At 61.4% G+C, this 16,450-nt stretch carries 12 protein-coding genes and 1 pseudogene; 7 read left to right on the top strand and 6 right to left on the bottom strand.

The features are described from left to right. The first annotated feature begins 37 nt into the window (after positions 1–37). Both I2I01_RS14025 and I2I01_RS14020 read left to right on the top strand, forming a co-directional pair. Positions 38–3,526: an efflux RND transporter permease subunit gene (locus I2I01_RS14025; protein ID WP_196287108.1), complete on the top strand. Its 3,489-nt coding sequence runs from the start codon at positions 38–40 to the stop codon at positions 3,524–3,526. Positions 3,527–3,652: 126 nt separating this feature from the next. Continuing rightward, on the top strand, positions 3,653–3,919 hold the full coding sequence (locus tag I2I01_RS14020) for an acyl carrier protein (protein ID WP_196287107.1): 267 nt from the start codon (positions 3,653–3,655) through the stop codon (positions 3,917–3,919). 611 nt (positions 3,920–4,530) lie between these two features. Here the strand turns inward: I2I01_RS14020 and I2I01_RS23670 are convergent. From I2I01_RS23670 to I2I01_RS14005, 3 genes and pseudogenes are all read right to left on the bottom strand, one after another. After that, positions 4,531–4,692, bottom strand: a pseudogene (locus tag I2I01_RS23670) (YkvA family protein); the annotation flags it as partial. Positions 4,693–5,146: 454 nt separating this feature from the next. Continuing rightward, positions 5,147–6,319: a S1 family peptidase gene (locus I2I01_RS14010; protein ID WP_196287106.1), complete on the bottom strand. Its 1,173-nt coding sequence runs from the start codon at positions 6,317–6,319 to the stop codon at positions 5,147–5,149. A 143-nt stretch (positions 6,320–6,462) separates the two neighbouring features. Further along, positions 6,463–7,071 carry an RNA polymerase sigma factor gene (locus I2I01_RS14005; protein ID WP_196287105.1) on the bottom strand — a complete coding sequence of 203 codons (609 nt, stop codon included), beginning with the start codon at positions 7,069–7,071 and terminating at the stop codon, positions 6,463–6,465. A gap of 135 nt (positions 7,072–7,206) precedes the next feature. Here I2I01_RS14005 and I2I01_RS14000 point away from each other — a divergent pair, with 135 nt between their 5' ends. After that, complete coding sequence (locus I2I01_RS14000; RefSeq protein ID WP_196287104.1) at positions 7,207–7,494, top strand: hypothetical protein; 288 nt, start codon at positions 7,207–7,209, stop codon at positions 7,492–7,494. Positions 7,495–7,591: 97 nt separating this feature from the next. Here the strand turns inward: I2I01_RS14000 and I2I01_RS13995 are convergent, their stop codons facing one another. Next, a complete protein-coding gene (locus tag I2I01_RS13995; protein ID WP_196287103.1) occupies positions 7,592–8,620 on the bottom strand; it encodes a 5-methylcytosine restriction system specificity protein McrC in 1,029 nt (342 codons plus the stop codon). 284 nt (positions 8,621–8,904) lie between these two features. On the opposite strand from I2I01_RS13995, the gene I2I01_RS13990 reads away from it, so the two are divergent. Continuing rightward, positions 8,905–9,339, top strand: coding sequence for a carboxypeptidase-like regulatory domain-containing protein (locus I2I01_RS13990; RefSeq protein WP_196287102.1), 435 nt, complete (start codon positions 8,905–8,907; stop codon positions 9,337–9,339). A gap of 3 nt (positions 9,340–9,342) precedes the next feature. Here the strand turns inward: I2I01_RS13990 and I2I01_RS13985 are convergent, their stop codons facing one another. Then, complete coding sequence (locus I2I01_RS13985) at positions 9,343–10,641, bottom strand: AAA family ATPase (RefSeq protein WP_196287101.1); 1,299 nt, start codon at positions 10,639–10,641, stop codon at positions 9,343–9,345. Positions 10,642–10,749: 108 nt separating this feature from the next. Continuing rightward, positions 10,750–11,592, bottom strand: coding sequence for a hypothetical protein (locus I2I01_RS13980; protein ID WP_196287100.1), 843 nt, complete (start codon positions 11,590–11,592; stop codon positions 10,750–10,752). A 162-nt stretch (positions 11,593–11,754) separates the two neighbouring features. Between I2I01_RS13980 and I2I01_RS13975 the strand changes: the two genes are divergently transcribed. The 3 genes from I2I01_RS13975 (at position 11,755) to I2I01_RS13965 (ending at position 16,329) form a co-directional block, all read left to right on the top strand. Further along, positions 11,755–12,729 (top strand): isopenicillin N synthase family dioxygenase, encoded by a 975-nt coding sequence (locus tag I2I01_RS13975; RefSeq protein ID WP_196287099.1) that lies wholly within the window; start codon positions 11,755–11,757, stop codon positions 12,727–12,729. 140 nt (positions 12,730–12,869) lie between these two features. Then, positions 12,870–14,180, top strand: a complete 1,311-nt coding sequence (gene chrA / locus I2I01_RS13970; protein ID WP_196287098.1) for a chromate efflux transporter — start codon at positions 12,870–12,872, stop codon at positions 14,178–14,180. 391 nt (positions 14,181–14,571) lie between these two features. After that, on the top strand, positions 14,572–16,329 hold the full coding sequence (locus tag I2I01_RS13965; protein ID WP_196287097.1) for a hypothetical protein: 1,758 nt from the start codon (positions 14,572–14,574) through the stop codon (positions 16,327–16,329). Positions 16,330–16,450 lie beyond the last annotated feature (121 nt).

Below are 16,450 nucleotides of genomic sequence, written 5' to 3'. Positions count from 1 at the left end.
GATTTCTCACGCTTTTTACTAGAACGCTAGAAAAGCTATGCAAGATTTAGAGAAAGAATTTGGGCCGACCTCGTGGTCCATTAATAACAAAACCAGCATCTACATCATCACGGTGCTGCTGTGCGTAGCGGGGATTTTTGCCTACATCAAGCTGGGCAAAGAGAAATTCCCCGACATCGTGATTCCGCGCATCATCGTGGCCACGGTGTACCCCGGCACCTCGCCGGCCGACATCGAGAACCTGGTGACGCGCCAGCTCGAAAAGGAGATTAAGAGTGTGAACGGGGTGAAGAAAATCAACTCCACCTCGAACCAGGACTATTGCATCGTGGACGTGGAGTTCAACTCCGGCGTGGACGTGCAGTACGCCAAGCAGCTCATCAAGGACGCCGTAGACAAGGCCGCCACCGAGCTGCCCAACGACCTGCCCACCGCTCCCACAGTGAAGGAGATTAACATCTCGGAGCAGCCCATTATGTACGTCAACCTGAGCGGCAACTTGCCCGCCGCCCAGCTGAAGAAGTACGCCGACGACTTCCAGGACAAGATTGAGGCCCTGCCCGAAATCACCCGCGTCGACATCATCGGTGCCCTCGACCAGCAGGTGAACGTGGATGTGGACCTGAACAAGCTGCGTGCCTCGCGCCTGGGCTTCTCGGACATTTCGCGCGCCATCGGTGGCGAAAACCTGACCGTGTCGGGCGGCTCCATCGACGTGGGCAACCAGAAACGCGCCGTGCGCGTGGCCGGCCAGTACGCCCGCGCCGAGGACATTGCCGACATCCAGGTGAAAAACCTCAACGGCGCCGCCGTGCGCCTCGGCGACATTGCCACCGTGACCGACGGCTTCAAGGACCGCGAAAGCTTCGCCCGCCTCGACGGCCGTCCCGCCATCACCCTGAACGTGGTGAAGCGCCAGGGCGAAAACCTGATTGATGCCTCCGACAAAATCAAGGCGCTGGTAAAGGAAACCGAGAAAACGCTGCCCAAGGAGCTGAAGGTCACCATCACCGGCGACACCTCGAACGACACCCGCGTGACGCTGCACGACCTCATCAACACCATCATCATCGGCTTCCTGCTCGTAACGGCCATCCTGCTGTTCTTCATGGGCACCACCAACGCCATGTTCGTGGGCTTGTCGGTGCCGATTTCGATGTTCCTGGCCTTCCTCATCATCCCGGGCTTCGATTTCTCGCTGAACATGATTGTGCTCTTCGCCTTCCTGCTGGCGCTGGGCATCGTGGTGGACGACGCCATTGTGGTCATCGAGAACACCCACCGCCTGCTGCACGAGCACCCGAACCTGAGCACCGAGAAAGCCGCCAAATTCGCCGCCGGCGAAGTGTTTGTGCCGGTACTGGCCGGTACGCTGACTACGGTGGCGCCCTTCGTGCCGCTCATGTTCTGGCCCGGCATCGTGGGCTCGTTCATGTACTACCTGCCCGTCACGCTCATCATCACGCTCATGTCGTCGCTGGTGGTAGCCTTCATCATGAACCCGGTGTTTGCCGTGAGCTTTATGAGCCGCGATGAGCATTTCGAAGAAGACCTGCACAGCAAGCCCAAGGCTACGCGCGGCTTCCTCATTGCCATCGGCGTGCTGGTGGCGTTGGGCATCCTGTTCAACGTCATGGCCATGGGCAAAACGCCCGAAGTGAGCCCCGAAGGGGTAACGACCGGCCTGCTGGGCCACTTCCTTGGCAACCTTTGCCTGGCCCTGGCCGGCTTCATCATCCTCGACAAGTACGTGCTGGTGAAAATGATTGCCTGGTTCCAGACCCGCGCCCTGCCCAAGTTCCAGAATGGCTACGCTAGCCTGGTGCGCTGGGCCATCGGCCACCCGGCTCTGGTGATGGTGGGCGTGCTTATCGTCTTCATCGGCTCGTTTGTGGCCGTAGGCATCCGCGGCCCGAAGGTGGACTTCTTCCCCAAAGGCGACCCCAAGTTCATCTACACCTACCTGCGCATGCCGGTGGGCACCCGCGTGGAAGTGACCGACTCAGTGACGCGCATCCTCGAAAACCGCATCTACGGCGTCATCGGCCGCAACAACCCCGACGTGGAATCGGTGATTACCAACGTGGCCATCGGCGCCGGCGACCCCAGCGAGGCTACAGCTTCGGGCGTGTCGCAGTCGCACATGGGCAAGGTGGGCGTGGCCTTTAAGGAGTTGAGTGACCGCAAAGGCCCCGCCACCAGCACCTACATGGATAAAATCCGCGAGGTGGTGAAAGGCATCCCGGGCGCCGAGGTATCGGTAGACCAGGAGGCCAGCGGCCCGCCCCAGCAGAAGCCCATCGCCATCGAAGTGAGCGGCGACGACTACCCCGCCCTGGCCAAGCTCTCCAAGAAAGTGGAGCGCTACGTCGACTCCCTGCACATCTCCGGCATCGAAGACCTGCGCTCCAACCTGGAAGACCGCAACCCCGAAATCGCCGTCAACATCGACCGCACCCGCGCCAACCGCGAGGGCATCAGCACCGGCCAGATTGGCCTGGAAGTCCGCACCGCCATCTACGGCTCGGAAGCCAGCAAATTCAAAACCCCGGATGATGAATACCCCATCCAGGTGCGCTACGCCAAGCCCTACCGCAACGACGTAGACGCCGTGGTGAATGCCCCGCTTACCTTCCGCGACGCCACCGGCGCCGTGCGCCAGGTGCCCATCTCGTCCATCGCCACCGTGAGCTACGGCAGCACCTACGGCGGCATCAAGCGCAAAGACACCAAGCGTGTCATCACCATCTCGTCGAACGTGCTCAACGGCTTCACCGGCCCCGACGTGGCCGCCCAGGTGAAGCAGGCTCTCAAAGCCTTCCCTGTGCCTGCCGGCTACAACGTGAAGATGGGCGGCGCCGAGGAAGACCAGAAGGAAACCACCGACTTCCTGCCGCTGGCCGGCCTGGGCGCTCTGGCGCTCATCTTCCTCATCCTCGTCACGCAATTCAACTCGTTCAGCAAGCCGGTCATCATCCTCTCCGAAGTGCTGTTCTCGATTGCGGGCGTGTTCTGGGGCCTGGCCATCACCGGCATGAACGTCAGCATCGTGATGACGGGCGTGGGCATCATCGCCCTGGCCGGCATCGTGGTGAAAAACGGCATTCTGCTGGTCGAATTCACCGATATTCTGCGCTCGCAGGGCATGCCGCTGCGCGAGGCTATTGTGCTGGCCGGCCGCACCCGTCTCAACCCCGTGATTCTGACGGCCACCGCCGCCACGCTGGGCCTCATCCCGCTGGCCATCGGCCTGAACATCGACTTCTACGAGCTGTTCGCCTCCGGCAACCCGCACTTCTTCATCGGCGGCGAGTCGGTGACGTTCTGGGGCCCGCTGGCCTGGACCATCATCTTCGGTCTGGTGTTCGCCACGGCCATCACCCTGCTGGTGGTGCCGGTGATGTATCTGCTGAGCGAAACGCTGAAAGGAAAAATTTCCGGAAAAAATCCGGATACCATTGCAACCAATTTGCAAGAGGTGGACTCTGAAGAAATACAGGCGGCTACGCCGCCTGTACTAGCCTAGTATTTTCCGCGTTTTGGCGCCCGTCGGCCGGTTTTTGTTGCAGCACTAACCGCTTTATCCCACCCCGACGGGCGCCTCCCCGCAGAACGCCCCTTCAGCAGACTCACCGCTTTTTTCGCAACTATTATGTACGTATCCACTAGCACCGCTCATCACACCCCCAGCATCGAGCAGCAGGTTTTTCGCATCATCAGCAAGCGCAAGGCCATCCGGGCCAGCCGCGTGCGCAAAACCGCCAGCCTCGCCCGCGACCTGCGCTTCGAAACCCTCGACGTCGTCGACATCATCCTCGAACTGGAGCGCAACTTCAGCATCACCATCCCCGACGAAGTGCCCCTCACCACCGTGGGCGACTTCGTGCGCTACGTGCGTGAGCACGCCGCCGCCGCTTAATAAGGCTGCCCGCTACCAGGCTATTACTTATTAGTTGCTATGAATTGAAAAAGGCCCCGGAACCAGGTTCCGGGGCCTTTTTGCGTTCTGTTACAATTGACTTAGCGCACGTTGCCGCCGGTGTCGAGGCGGCCGGCGTCGCTTTCGTTGCGGCTGCCTTCCCAGGTGCGCACCGTGGCGCCGCTGGTGTCGGCGGTAGGCTGCACGTCGTCGCCCTGTGTGTGCACCGGGGCCGCGCTGCTGCTCTCGGGTGAGCCCAGACCAGAGTCGGTGTTCGACTGCTGGCTGGAGGAATTGGTGGCCGACTCAGGGTGCGTGCCGTGCTGCTTGGCCGACTCAGCAGCGGGCTGGGGCGAGGAAGAATGAGCGTTGCTCGCGGGCGAGCCCGAGCGGGAGTCAGTAGTGGGGTTGTTGCTGGTGCCCGCGTTTTTAGCCGATTCGCGGGCGGGTTGGGCCCGGTCCTCATCGTAGTTGATAGGCGTCAGGCCACCCATCGAAGCGGCAGCGTTTTCGGCAGCGGCTTTGTTGGCATTGACTGCCACTACCGGCCGCGTCAGTTCCCACTCGTGGAATCTGTCCATCTCGTGCTTCAGCGTGGTCGAAAACCAGGCCACCAGCGCCACGTCGTCGAGCAAACCCAGCACCGGAATGAAGTCCGGAATCAAATCAATGGGGCTCAGGAAATAGATGAGCACGGCCACCGCGGCGGCCACCGTGGTGCCGGGCACACCGGTGTACTCGCCCGAAATCGAGGCCTTGATGAGCCGGAACATGGTTTGGAGCGTGTCCCAGGCTTCGTGGGCCAGGGTGCCGACCTCGTTCTTCTGGCTGGCTTTCTGGTAAGCGTCGGTCAGCAGCTTTTTCATACGCGTGGGCTGCTTGATGTAGCCCTCGGCGGTGCTGAGGAATTTCTTGAAAATGGCCGAGCCGGCGACGTCGTTTCCGGAGGGCGGGGTTTGTTGGTTTTGAGCCACGGAGTGCAGGTTTAGAGAGTGGAGTGCAGAAAATGAGAGGGACGAGTAAGTCTTCCTTTTTAAGGCCTGAATACTACAGTAGATGGGCTAAGGTTGTGGAAAATAATGCAGCGCGCTTTTAAGCAGTGAAATAGTCTGCCCAATGCGACAAGCGACGGAGACCTATCGCAGGCAGCCCAAAGGCATTACAGCACAACGGCCCGCTTCTGAAAAGAAACGGGCCGTTGTCGTAAGCAAAAGCGGAGGTATTGAGTTAGTTTTCAAACACCTTCACTACAAACACGTAGTCCTGCAGCTTCTTCAGCTGCTGCGGGCGGGCCGCGCCAGTCAGCTGGTTCGACTTGGGCAGGCGGTAGGGCGTGGCGGGCTGCGTGTTGCGCAGCGAATCCACGAGCCGCACCAGATACGACGACTTGGTAGCGAAGGAGGTGCCTTCCAGGTCGTTCTGCCGGGCGTTGATGACGCCAATCAGGTTGCCCTGCGCGTCGAGCAGCGGGCCGCCCGAGTTGCCGGGGTTCACCGGGATGCTGATTTGGTAAGCCGCCGTGTCGCCCTCAAAACCCGAGCGCGCGCTCAGCGAGCCTTCGCCGTACACCACGTCTTCGCGCGGGTAGCCCAGTGTAAACACCCGCTCGCCGAGGTCGGCCTGGCCAGCTTTGAAGGTGTAGGGCAGGCGGCCGAAGCCGGTGAAGCGCTTGTCGGTGATGCGCAGAATAGCCAGGTCGTGGGCTTTGTCGGAATACACCGGCTCGGCGCGGTAGCGCTGCCGGTCGCGGCCCTCCACCAGCAGCGAATCGGCTTCCTTAATCACGTGGTAGCTCGTCACCAGGTAGCCCTCAGAGGTCAGGGCAAAGCCCGTACCGCCAAATTTACCATTATTAATAGGAGGCACCACTGCCGTGCCGTCGATGCGGCGGATGGTGCGGTTGATGGCCCGCTGGTTTTGCTTCAGGTTATTGATTTCGCGGCGCATCCACTGAATGGAGGCCGGCGCCTGCACCTTTGAGCTGCGCCAGATGTCCAGGCCCAGCAGGGTGGCAAACACGGCCATCACGGCCACCGAGGCGGCCACGCCCACCGTGGCGCGGTGCCCGTTCCAGAACTCACGCAGTTTGCGCTCGGTGCGCGAAATGCGCAGCATGGGGTTCACGGAGTGCGTAAGGGGGCTGGTTTTTTCGGCCACAGGGGCTTCAGCCGGGGCCTCGGCGGCCAGCATGGCGGCGTGGATGCCGCGCAACTGGGCGCGCGTTTGCTGGCGCTGGCGGTAGGCGCGCAGCGTGCCGGTCAGCTCGTTGAAATCGGCGTAGCGGAGGGCAAAGTCCGGGTCGGCCGCCAGGCGCGCTTCGAGGCTGGCGCGGGCGGAGCCGGCCAGCTCGCCGTGCGAGTAAGCTTCAAATAAGGCGTAATAGTCTGCTTCAGTCATCATGGGGTAAGCCTGCCGGTGGGAGCGGCAGCGGTAAGCGTACTGGTTGTGAGTAGCAAGTATCGAGTAACAAGTAGCAAGACTTGGCTGGAAACGGCAATGCGTCTAACATCTTGCTACTTAGTTCTTATACTTGATACTATTCATTAAATTGGCTCTTCTTTATAGTGGGTAAAGAATAATTTTTTGAGGCGCACGAGGCACTTGTATTTCTGGTTTTTGGCATTGTCGGCGTTGGTGTAGCCAAATTCTGCCGTGAGGTCCTGCATCGACTTGTCGTGCAGGTAGAAGCCTTCTAAAAGCGACCGACAGGGCTCGCCCAGGTGGTTCAGGGCCTCGCTCATGGTAGCGAAACGGCGGTCCTGCTCCTCGGCAGCCAGCACATCTTCCTCGGCCCCCGTGTTGAGGTAGGGACCGTGCTCCTCGTCGTCGAGCAGGCGCACGCCGAAGCGGCTTTTGCTCGTGAGGCGCTTCAGCCACAGGCGGCGGCACACGGCGTAGAGGTAGGTTTTAATCTGGCAGCTAAGCTCCAGGGAGCCGTCGCGTACTTTTTCATAAAACACCATCACGCCTTCCTGGTACACGTCCTGGGCGTCGTCTTCGGAGCCGCTGTTTTGCAGCACGAAGTGCGACACCATAGGCCAGTGCAGCCGGTAGAGGTGGGCCAGCGCCCGCTCATCGCCGGAGCGAATGGCGGCAATCAGCGCATCGTCAGTAGGAGTCAAAGAAGAGGAAGTTGGATTGCCCCTGCTCATTCACTTTGGGGGTTAATACAAAAGCGGGTATCAAGTAACCCGTCGAAAAAATATTTTTCTAGCCCGGGTTACCTTTTCAAAAGGGCAGAATAAAGGGCGTTTTTAAGTTAACCCATTTTCAAAATTACCCCCAAAATGAACAACCTGTTCAAAGTTGCTGCCCTGGGCCTGGCCCTCACCGCTGGTCTGACCTCTTGCGAGTCGAAGAAGACCGAAGAAACCACCGTTGAGACTCCGGCTGCTAGCACCGAGACTTCGACCACCACCACCACCGACAGCACCGCTATGGCTGCTCCGGCTGCTGACGCTACGGCTCCCGCCGCTGGCGCTACCACCGAAGGTGCTGCTGCTCCTGCTGCTACCACCGAGGCTCCTGCTGCTGGCACCACCACCACGACCACCACGACCGAAGAGAAGAAGTAATTGGCCGCTGGTCTTGCGCCAGCAGTTAGTTCTTTTAATCAGGAAACAGCCCGAACCCACGTTCGGGCTGTTTTTTTATGCCCTGTACTCAAAGCAATTAGGCAATCAATGCCAGCAAATCGGCCGCAATGCCGGCCCAGGGCTGGTGCAGGTTGAGGGTGACAACGCGCACCGGGTGGCCGCCCAGGGTGTAGCGCACGTCCACATCCTGGGTGGCGGCAGGGTAGAGCAGAATCCCTTCGAGGGCCTGGCCGGGGGCAGGGCGCTGGTTCTGCAGGTAGGCGTAAAGCTGGTAGAGGTGGGGCGAGATGAGGCGCTGCCGGTCGTAGCGCGGGCGCAGGGCCGCGGCGTAGTACTTGGTGTCGAGAATGATTTTGCGGTCGGGTGCGTCGAGGGTCGTGTCCGTGAGCATGGTGGGCAGCAGGGCCAGGTCGTCGGGCAGCGCGGCTTCGGCCTGCCAAGCAATAGTTTCGGCGTACACGCGGTAGCGGCGCTGCTCGCGGCGGAAAAAGTTGCGGGTGAACTGCTCGAAGAGCCGCGCCATCAGGGCCTCGTCGCGCTGGAAGTCGGCAAAGCGGCGCCGGCCGTTCGCGGCTGGCTCGGGTAGGGCCGTAAGCCATACCAGCTCGCACACGTGCAACAAAAAGGCTTCCTGGCTGCCGGGCCGCTGCCGCCGCAGCTCCCGGAAAGTGGCGGCGGAGGGCGGCATCGGCGCATCGGCGGGCAACCGTCGGCGTACATGGCCCAGCTCGCGCCGCAAAGCCAGGGGCAGGTCCGTGGCACGAGCCAGCTCGGCCAGCGTTTGGGCCAGCAGGCGGTGTAGCGGCGAATCAGTGGTTAACTCATCAAACGAGCACACCGCCCGGCCCTGCGCCAGCAAGCCCTGCCCCAGGCTAGGCGCTAGCTCCACGCGGCCGCGCAGGCTGGTTAGTTCGGCCGTTTGGTTTTCAAACGTGCGCGGCAGGCCCGACTTGAGCAAACGGCGCGTGGCGTGCAAAAGCACCTGCGCCAGCAGCCCCAGTGGCCGGTGAAACGGCGTAGCCTCGGTGGCTTGCAGCACGGCGGGCTCGGGCAGCCGGTTCCAGGCGTAGCACAGGAAGTAGTAGAGCGTGGCGAGCGGTATCACGGATGGCGAAGCTAGGGGCAGGGTGGTATTTCAGTATTGCAGCTAGTGGGCTGGCAGTGCAGAAAGATGGATAGGTCTTTGATTAGAAGACCTAAGCAATAAGGCGCTGAAGGGCACCGAATGGTTGAAGACAACATAGCAAACGGCGTTTAAGCCGTAATGTGTTTTTGTTGACTGGGAAAAAGGGTGTGTTAATCGTTTGAGATACCGGGTTGGGCGAAGCACAAAAAAGCCGCTAAAAGGCTGCGGTAGCTTTGCATTGTTCAATTAACCCACCGATTCTCATGTCCCTCTTTCGTCAGTTGCTCGCCGTTATCTTGCTAAGTGGTTTGTTTGCTTCGGCCGCTCAGGCTCGGGGCATAGTAGCCGACAGCAGCAAGGTGGGAACCCCGCTGGTTGCAACGCGCACCGCCAAGGCCGTAGCTGTAGCATCACCTGTGAAGACCATTAAGCTCTCTGGCAAAATTGTGGACGGCGTGCGGGCGCTGCCGGGCGCAGTGGTCGTACTCACCGCCACCCACCAAATGACGGTGACCAATGCCGCTGGCGAGTTCTCTTTTGATGTACTCCCGCAAGCTGGCCCCTTGCAGGCCAACATCTCCTACGCCGGCTACACCGAAGCCGAAGTAACGCTAAGCACCAAGTTCAACGAGGCCACGGTGGCCCTGCTCAAAACGCGTGCTACCGGCCCGGCCCGGTCCGGGCGTCATACCAAGTAGCCTCTAGGTCAGTAGCGTGCGCAATTGCGCCGCCGCAGTCGCGGGTTGCTCCCGCCAATAGTCGGCCAGCAGCGGGCCAATTTCCTGCTCAAAAATCAGCCGTAGCCACGCGGCAGCTTGGGTTGGCTCGGCCGGTGGCTGGCAGAAATAACTGTGGCCAATTTCAAAATCAGGACCTAATTCCGGGTCGTCGGCAATGGTTTGGTTGAGCGCGGCCATGCGGGTGCAGAGCTGTTCAACCACCGCCGCAGGCACCTGCCGCGCCGCCAGGTACTGCCGCAGCGGCGCGCCAAACTGCGGCGCCAGCGCCACAAAGGCAAAACGGCGGCGCAGCGCGTAGTCGAGCGGGCTCAAAGAGCGGTCGGCCATATTGAGAGTGCCAATGACATACAGATTCTCGGGCACGAAGAACCGGGGCGCGTCCGGCGGGGCGTAGGGGAGGCGTAGGGCTTGAGCCGGGCCGCGCTTGTCAGCTTCGAGCAACAGCAGGAGCTCGCCAAAAATGCGCGGCACATTGCCGCGGTTCACCTCATCAATCAGCAGGAAATAAGGGCGGTCGGGGTCGGCAGCGGCGCGCTGACACAGCAGCGGCAGCACACCCGGCACCAAGTGGAAGTGCCCCTCCGCGTCGGGCCGAAAGCCAAGCATGAAATCCTCATAGCCGTAGCTGGGGTGAAACTGCACCAGCTCCACGCGGCGCTCGTCTTGGGCACCGAGCAGCAGCCAGGCCAGGCGCCGGGCCAGAAAGGTCTTGCCCGTGCCGGGTGGGCCCTGCAGCAGCAGGTTGCGGCGGCGCTGCAAGCCGGCCAACGCCGCATCCAGCGCGGATTCATCAATGAATAACTCGGCCAGTGCCTGTTTCCGGGTATAAGCCGACGGCGTGTAGGGAACGGCTGGCTCCGCGGCGTTGGCGGGTGCCGTGGCATCCTGGGTTTCCTTGGGCAGGCCGGTGTACAAGTCCTCCGCCTGCTGGCGGGCTACTTCCTCTCCGTCGGGGCCCGAGCCGGAGGTGAGTACCGGGCGCTTGGTGCTGATGGTGAAATCGAGGCCTTCGAGCAGAGCATTGGTGGGGGCGCCGGCGGCGCGGGGCCAGCGGGCGGCGGGGTTGCCGGTGGCCAGCCGGTAGGCCAGCTCGGCCACGGCGCGGGGTGGGTAGCGGCGGCCCCGGTACACCAGTTCGTACACGGTGCTCGGCGGCAGCGTCCGGCCTTCGCGGGCTATCTGGCGCAGGGCGCGCAGCACGTGCTCACGGGTGAGCAGCGAGGCAAGCGTACTGGCAGCATTGAGCGAATCGGACGGCATGAGGGGCAAGGTAGAACCGGAATCGGAAACGGCAGGAATTGAAAAAAGTCTCCCGGACGAACCAAGAGACTTTCTCAAATCAATAACAAAAAAATAACGGGCGGCTGCTTACGGGGCTACCGTGAATTTGCGCGTTACCGAGTTGTACGGGCCTCGGATGAGCGTGCCGCTGCCGTCTACCAGCTCCAGCTTCACGGTGTTTTCGCCAGCGGGCAATCCTTCCATCATGTAAGGCTGCCACTTCTCAATCATAAACTCGGTGCCGTTGATGGTGGCGCGCACGCGGTTGCCGCCGGGCTCCAGTGTGGTGTTTACGAGGTAGAAATCCAGCATCACGCGCTTAGCATCGGCACCGGAGTAGGTGTCTTTGGGGCGGCTGTAGAACAGGTTAGGGCCGTTCACGTTGATGATGGGCGTGGCCGGTTTGGCGCCGTTGCCCACGTTGATGATGCGCAGGTCGTAGGCACCGCGGTGCTTGAGGCTCTCATGGTAGGAGCGCGACAGGAACGACAGCACTACGTGCTGGCCATCGGGAATGGCCTTGGTGAAGGTGGTTTCGTAGTGGGCGGTGTAGGGCTCGTTGTCCACGATGTTGTGGATGTGCTGGCCCTTCATCGAGTTGGCCATTTCGGCCATGTGCGGGCCGCCGCTCATCTTGGTGAGCTGGAAGTTGGTAATCTGATAGTTAAACGTTACTTCGCCGCTGGGTACAGTAGAGTTGGCGATGGGCTGGCGCAGCTGCATCTGGGCCTCCGGGAACTTGGGCGAATCGTTAAAAGGCGTCAGGCGGATGCCGTTCGACTCCATGCTTTCTCCAGAGGTGCTGGTGCGGTTGGTAGTACCGGCCGTGCCAGCCGAGGCGCTTACGTCGGTGGCCGGCTTGCTTGTTTCGCAACCGGCGAGGGCGGCCAGCGTCAGGGTGCTGCACAGCAGCCAATGGGAAGTTTTCATGGTGTAAAAGAAGCTCAAAAAAAGTTTAGCAGTAACTTTAAGGGGTAGACCCGAAGCCGAACCCCCTTACGCAGGGCGACCGGTTCAGGGTTTTTCTTATCTTGCGGCCTTGCCCCACGGCCACTGCGGGGCTTGACGGCTCAAAGTAAACCTAAATTTCCCATGCAAGACCAACTTCTTGACCAAATTCCCTCGCTCGACCTCGCCGATTTCCGCTCCGGCGACCCCGAGCGTAAGGCCCGTTTCGTGCAGCAGCTCGGCGAGGCCTACCAGAACATTGGCTTCGTGGCCCTGAAAAACCACGGCCTCAACGACGAGCAAACCAAACAATTGTACGCCGACGTGCAGTCGTTCTTCCAACTGCCCGACGCCGCCAAGCAGCGCTACGAAAACCCCGAACTGGCCGGCCAGCGCGGCTACATCAGCAAGGGCAAGGAGCACGCCAAGGGCCGCAACACCGGCGACCTCAAGGAGTTCTACCACGTGGGCCAGGAAGTAGAAACCGAAGACCCCATCAAAAACGAGTACCCGGCCAACATCTGGCCCGAGGAAGTGCCTTCCTTTAAGGAGAGCACCTTCCGCGCCTACCGCACGTTGGAAAGCGCCGGCCAGGACGTGCTGCGCGCCATTGCGCTGTACCTGCACCTGCCCGAAAACTACTTCGACGACAAGGTGAAGCACGGCAACAGCATCCTGCGTCCCATTCACTACTTCCCCATCGAAGACCCCGACGCGGTGCCGGCCGACGCCGTGCGCGCCGCCGAGCACGGCGACATCAACCTGATTACCTTGCTGATGGGTGCCAGCGCCGACGGCCTGCAGGTGAAGCGCCGCGATGGCAAGTGGATTCCCATCACGGCCCTGCCCGACCAGATTGTGGTGAACGTGGGCGACATGCTGCAGCGCCTCACCAACGGCGTGCTCAAGAGCACCATTCACCGCGTGGTGAACCCGCCCCGTGAGAAAATGAACACCTCGCGCTACAGCATTCCCTTCTTCATGCACCCGCGCTCCGAAATGAGCCTGGCCGCTTTGGACCACTGCGTGACGCCCGACAACCCCAAGAAGGAGGCCGACATCACCGCCGGCGAGTTCCTGAACGAGCGCCTGATTGAGCTGGGCTTGAAGAAGAAATAAGGCAAGCCTAACAACAACGAAGAACGTCATGCTGAGCGCAGCCGAAGCATCTCGCTTGTGTAGCTAATCCAATCAATGGATTACTACCCCACGCGAGATGCTTCGGCTGCGCTTAGCATGACGTTCTTTTTTTGCGCTGCATGACCCTCCTGCCTCCAACGAATAACCCCGCCCCGCCGCCCTCGGCGCCTGTGTCGCTCACGCCGCCCCCGCGGCGCTCGGGGCAACGCACGCGGCGGGTGAGGGGCATTATTTTTTTGAAGGATGTGGCCCTGCTGGCCTGCACGGCCTTTGGCGGGCCGCAGGCGCACCTGGCCATGTTTTTCCGGTTGCTGGTGGAGAAGCGCCGCTACATCAGCGCCGCCGAGCTGCTGGAGCTGCAGGCCCTGTGCGCGCTGCTGCCGGGGCCTACTTCTACGCAAACCATCACCGTCATCGGCTTCCGGCTGGGCGGGCCTAACCTGGCCTACCTCACGCTGATAGTGTGGGCCGCGCCCGCCGTGGTGCTCATGACGCTGGCGGCCCTCACCCTCAGCTACCTCGACCCCGCGCGGGTGGCGGCGCTGGTGCAGTTTGTGCAGCCGGTGGCGGTGGGCTTCGTGGCGTTTTCGGCCTACAAGATTTCCGAAAAGGTCATTCACACCAAAACCGCGGTAGGCCTGATGGTGGCCGCCGCCATGCTGGCCTACTTTTTCCAACTGCCCTGGATGCTGCCGCTGCTGCTACTGGCCGGCGGCGCCGTGACCACGGTGCGCTACCGCAAGCACGCCATCGAGCAGGAGAAAAAACCGCTGCGCATCGAGTGGGCTAACTTTTTTTTGTGGTTTGGCACGCTGGCGGGAGCGGCCCTGCTGGGGCACTACACGCGTCTGCTGCCGGTGCGCTTGTTCGAGAATTTCTACCGCAACGGCTCCCTGGTGTTTGGCGGCGGGCAGGTGCTGGCGCCGCTGCTCTACGCCGAGTTTGTGGAGTTTAAGCACTACCTCACGGGGCCGGAGTTTCTGTCGGGGCTGGGGCTGGTGCAAGCCATGCCGGGGCCTAATTTTTCGATAGCGGCCTACATTGGGGCGCTGGCCATGCGGCCTACCGGCGGCACTCATATGCAGCTGCTGGGGGCCCTGGTGGGCGTGACGGGTATTTTCCTGCCGGGCACCTTCCTCATCTTCTTCGTCATTCGTTTCTGGGACCGGTTGCGGCAGTACCGCGTGGTGAAGGCCTCGCTCGAAGGCATTAATGCCGTGAGCGCCGGGCTGGTGTGCGCAGCTACGTTCCTGCTCTACCACCCGCTACCTTACCGGCTGCTCGATTTGCCCTTCCACCTCGGGCCCATCGACTCCTTGCCCCTGAACCCGCTGCTGGTGGGTACCACGTTTCTGCTGCTGCTGTGGGAGAAGGTGCCGAGCGTGGCCATTGTAGCGGTGGCGCTGCTGGCCGGGGCGATGCTGGGGTAGGAGGGAGAGGGAAAAGCGGTGCGCGGCACCTGTCATTGCGAGTGCACAGCCCGTGGCAACCGAAGGCCGGCGTAGCTAATCCGTCCTGTTTTCAGCGACCAGCCTCCTATTGCGACCAGCTCATAAAAAGCCCCGGTACCGTAGCGGTGCCGGGGCTTTAGCTTCGCTGACCTTCGGTTCTGGTAAAAGAGCGTGCCTGGTTTTGACAGGACGGATTGCTTCGCTGCGCTCGCAATGACAGCCGATTTTGTTCCTGCTACGGCTGGCGGCTCCGTGCCAGCACGGACGGGAAAATGCCCATTGGCACGGATTGACGGGGGTGGGGTGGGCCGGTTCCTTTGTGAAGGCCAATGCGTTGGCCGTGCCCTCCATCCTTTTTCTGTTCGTGCTTATGAAACCCCACGCCCCTGGGCGCTGGCTGCCGGCTGTTGCCGTAGTCGCCGCGCTGCTCCCTGCTCCCACCTTGGCCCAGAAGCTGGCCCTTGAGAAAACCCACGATGTATCGGGCAAGGCCAAGCGCGGCTTTCTCGACGATGTGAAGATTGACGAGCCGACCAACAAGGTCGACCTCGTGTTCTGCACCAAGGCCAACAACCGCAAGGTGAAGTTCGAGACGTATCACTTCGATAAGCAATTCAACTTCAAGGGCATGGACGAAAGCGAGGAGCCCGTGGAGAAAGTGAAGCGCTACAAGGGCGACCTCTACGACGTGCTGGGCGTGACCGTGGAGCCCAACATGATGGGCACGCTGGTGCTACGCCGCAAGCAGGTGCACTACAAGTGGGACTGGGTGTGGGGCGGCTACAACAAGAAGGTCGAAATCCTGGAAAAGGTGAAGCCCCGTGGCGACAATGGCGCCTACTACCAGTACCTGGCCCACGCCGACTACGACCAGACCGGTACCGTAGTGGTGCTCACCTCGGTGAAAGACAAGCTGGGCAAGGGCATGGACCCCATGAAGATGTACAAGGAGTTCCACGTCCTCAAGTTCAACAAAGACCTGGACCTAGTGGCCGACACGCCGCTGAACTTTGACAAGCCCATGAGCGTGGTCGAAGCCAAGAAGCTGGACCCGCAGGGCGACCGCGACGAAGACGCCGACGACAGCGCCGACCCTGAATACGACCTGGGCTTCGTGTTTGCGCCCTCGCCGGTGGGCGGCAAGAAAACCGCCGACGCGCCCACCAACTACGCCTTCGTGCGGGTGGGGGCCGACACCAAGGAGCGCGCCCGGGTGGCCCTGCCCTCGCCCAACGGGGCCTGGCTGGTGAACGGCATGGCCCAAAGCGCCGACGGCACGCTGTCCATCTTCGGGCCGGCCAACGACAAGGCCGACGAGTACTTCGCCAAGTATATTCCCTCGCAGGCGGCCAACGGCGGCAACCGCGAGCCCGAGGAAGAAGCCTTCAAGGCCAAGAATTTCCAGCTGGCCCAGATTAAGGACGGTGCGGTGCGCTTCGTCACTAGCACGCCCATTGATGAGTTTGAGAAGAAGCTGCAAACCCCACCGGCCCAAAAGCGCACGCCCGAATACACCGGCAAACGCTTCAAGGTGACGGGCGGCAGCATCCTGCCTAATGGAGACCTGCTCATTCAGGGCCAGGCGTTCAAGTTTGAGCGCAAGGGCCTGATTGGCGGGGCGCCGAAAACGGCATCGAGCGGCGGGGGGCTGGCCGGGGGGCTAATGAGCCTGGCCGGCAAGGGCGGCACCACCATGAGCACCACCGAAACCCTGAAAGACTACCGCGACGTGATGATGTTTCACTTCGACAATAAGGGCCAGCTGCGGGCCCAGTACGGCGTGCGCCGCCAGGAAAACAACAAGTACAGCGAGCAAAACCCCAACGAGCAGCACACCTACCTGGGCCAAGACGGCCGCAGCGTGTACTGGATGATAGGCGAAATCTCGGGCGTCCGCGAATTGAGCGGCATGGAATCGGGCACGGCCAAGGTGCTCTACTACCCGGCGGTGGCCAAAATTGACCTGGCCTCGGCCAAGCTCAGCAACTTCGCCAAGTTTGGCAACGAGCAGTATTTCCTCAACAACTCGATGCCGCAGCTGCCCATGGGCGGCAAAAACAGCATCGTGTATTTCGGCGAGAATAAGAGCGGGAAGACTATGTGGTTCGGGCAGATGCCGTTGGAATAGGGCCATTTGTCATTGCGAGGCCGTAGGCTGTGGCAATCTGGCCTGTCAACACCAGACGTTTTCTTTTACCAGACCGCCCCAGCTCCGGGAAACCTCACCCCCAGCCCCTCTCCTTGAGGAG

The organism is Hymenobacter properus, from assembly GCF_015694735.1.
Lineage (GTDB): Bacteria > Bacteroidota > Bacteroidia > Cytophagales > Hymenobacteraceae > Hymenobacter > Hymenobacter properus.
The sequence above is the reverse complement of the archived record's forward strand: the minus strand, read 5'-3'. Positions and strand labels throughout refer to the sequence as shown.

What these genes read in the sequence shown, in the direction of transcription:
- I2I01_RS13980 (WP_196287100.1), bottom strand. Translation starts at nt 11,592, where the DNA reads ATGAAAACTTCCCATTGGCTGCTGTGCAGCACCCTGACGCTGGCCGCC.
- chrA (WP_196287098.1), top strand. Translation starts at nt 12,870, where the DNA reads ATGACCCTCCTGCCTCCAACGAATAACCCCGCCCCGCCGCCCTCGGCG.
- I2I01_RS14020 (WP_196287107.1), top strand. Translation starts at nt 3,653, where the DNA reads ATGTACGTATCCACTAGCACCGCTCATCACACCCCCAGCATCGAGCAG.
- I2I01_RS14025 (WP_196287108.1), top strand. Translation starts at nt 38, where the DNA reads ATGCAAGATTTAGAGAAAGAATTTGGGCCGACCTCGTGGTCCATTAAT.
- I2I01_RS13965 (WP_196287097.1), top strand. Translation starts at nt 14,572, where the DNA reads ATGAAACCCCACGCCCCTGGGCGCTGGCTGCCGGCTGTTGCCGTAGTC.
- I2I01_RS13990 (WP_196287102.1), top strand. Translation starts at nt 8,905, where the DNA reads ATGTCCCTCTTTCGTCAGTTGCTCGCCGTTATCTTGCTAAGTGGTTTG.
- I2I01_RS14000 (WP_196287104.1), top strand. Translation starts at nt 7,207, where the DNA reads ATGAACAACCTGTTCAAAGTTGCTGCCCTGGGCCTGGCCCTCACCGCT.
- I2I01_RS13985 (WP_196287101.1), bottom strand. Translation starts at nt 10,641, where the DNA reads ATGCCGTCCGATTCGCTCAATGCTGCCAGTACGCTTGCCTCGCTGCTC.
- I2I01_RS14005 (WP_196287105.1), bottom strand. Translation starts at nt 7,071, where the DNA reads ATGAGCAGGGGCAATCCAACTTCCTCTTCTTTGACTCCTACTGACGAT.
- I2I01_RS13975 (WP_196287099.1), top strand. Translation starts at nt 11,755, where the DNA reads ATGCAAGACCAACTTCTTGACCAAATTCCCTCGCTCGACCTCGCCGAT.
- I2I01_RS14010 (WP_196287106.1), bottom strand. Translation starts at nt 6,319, where the DNA reads ATGATGACTGAAGCAGACTATTACGCCTTATTTGAAGCTTACTCGCAC.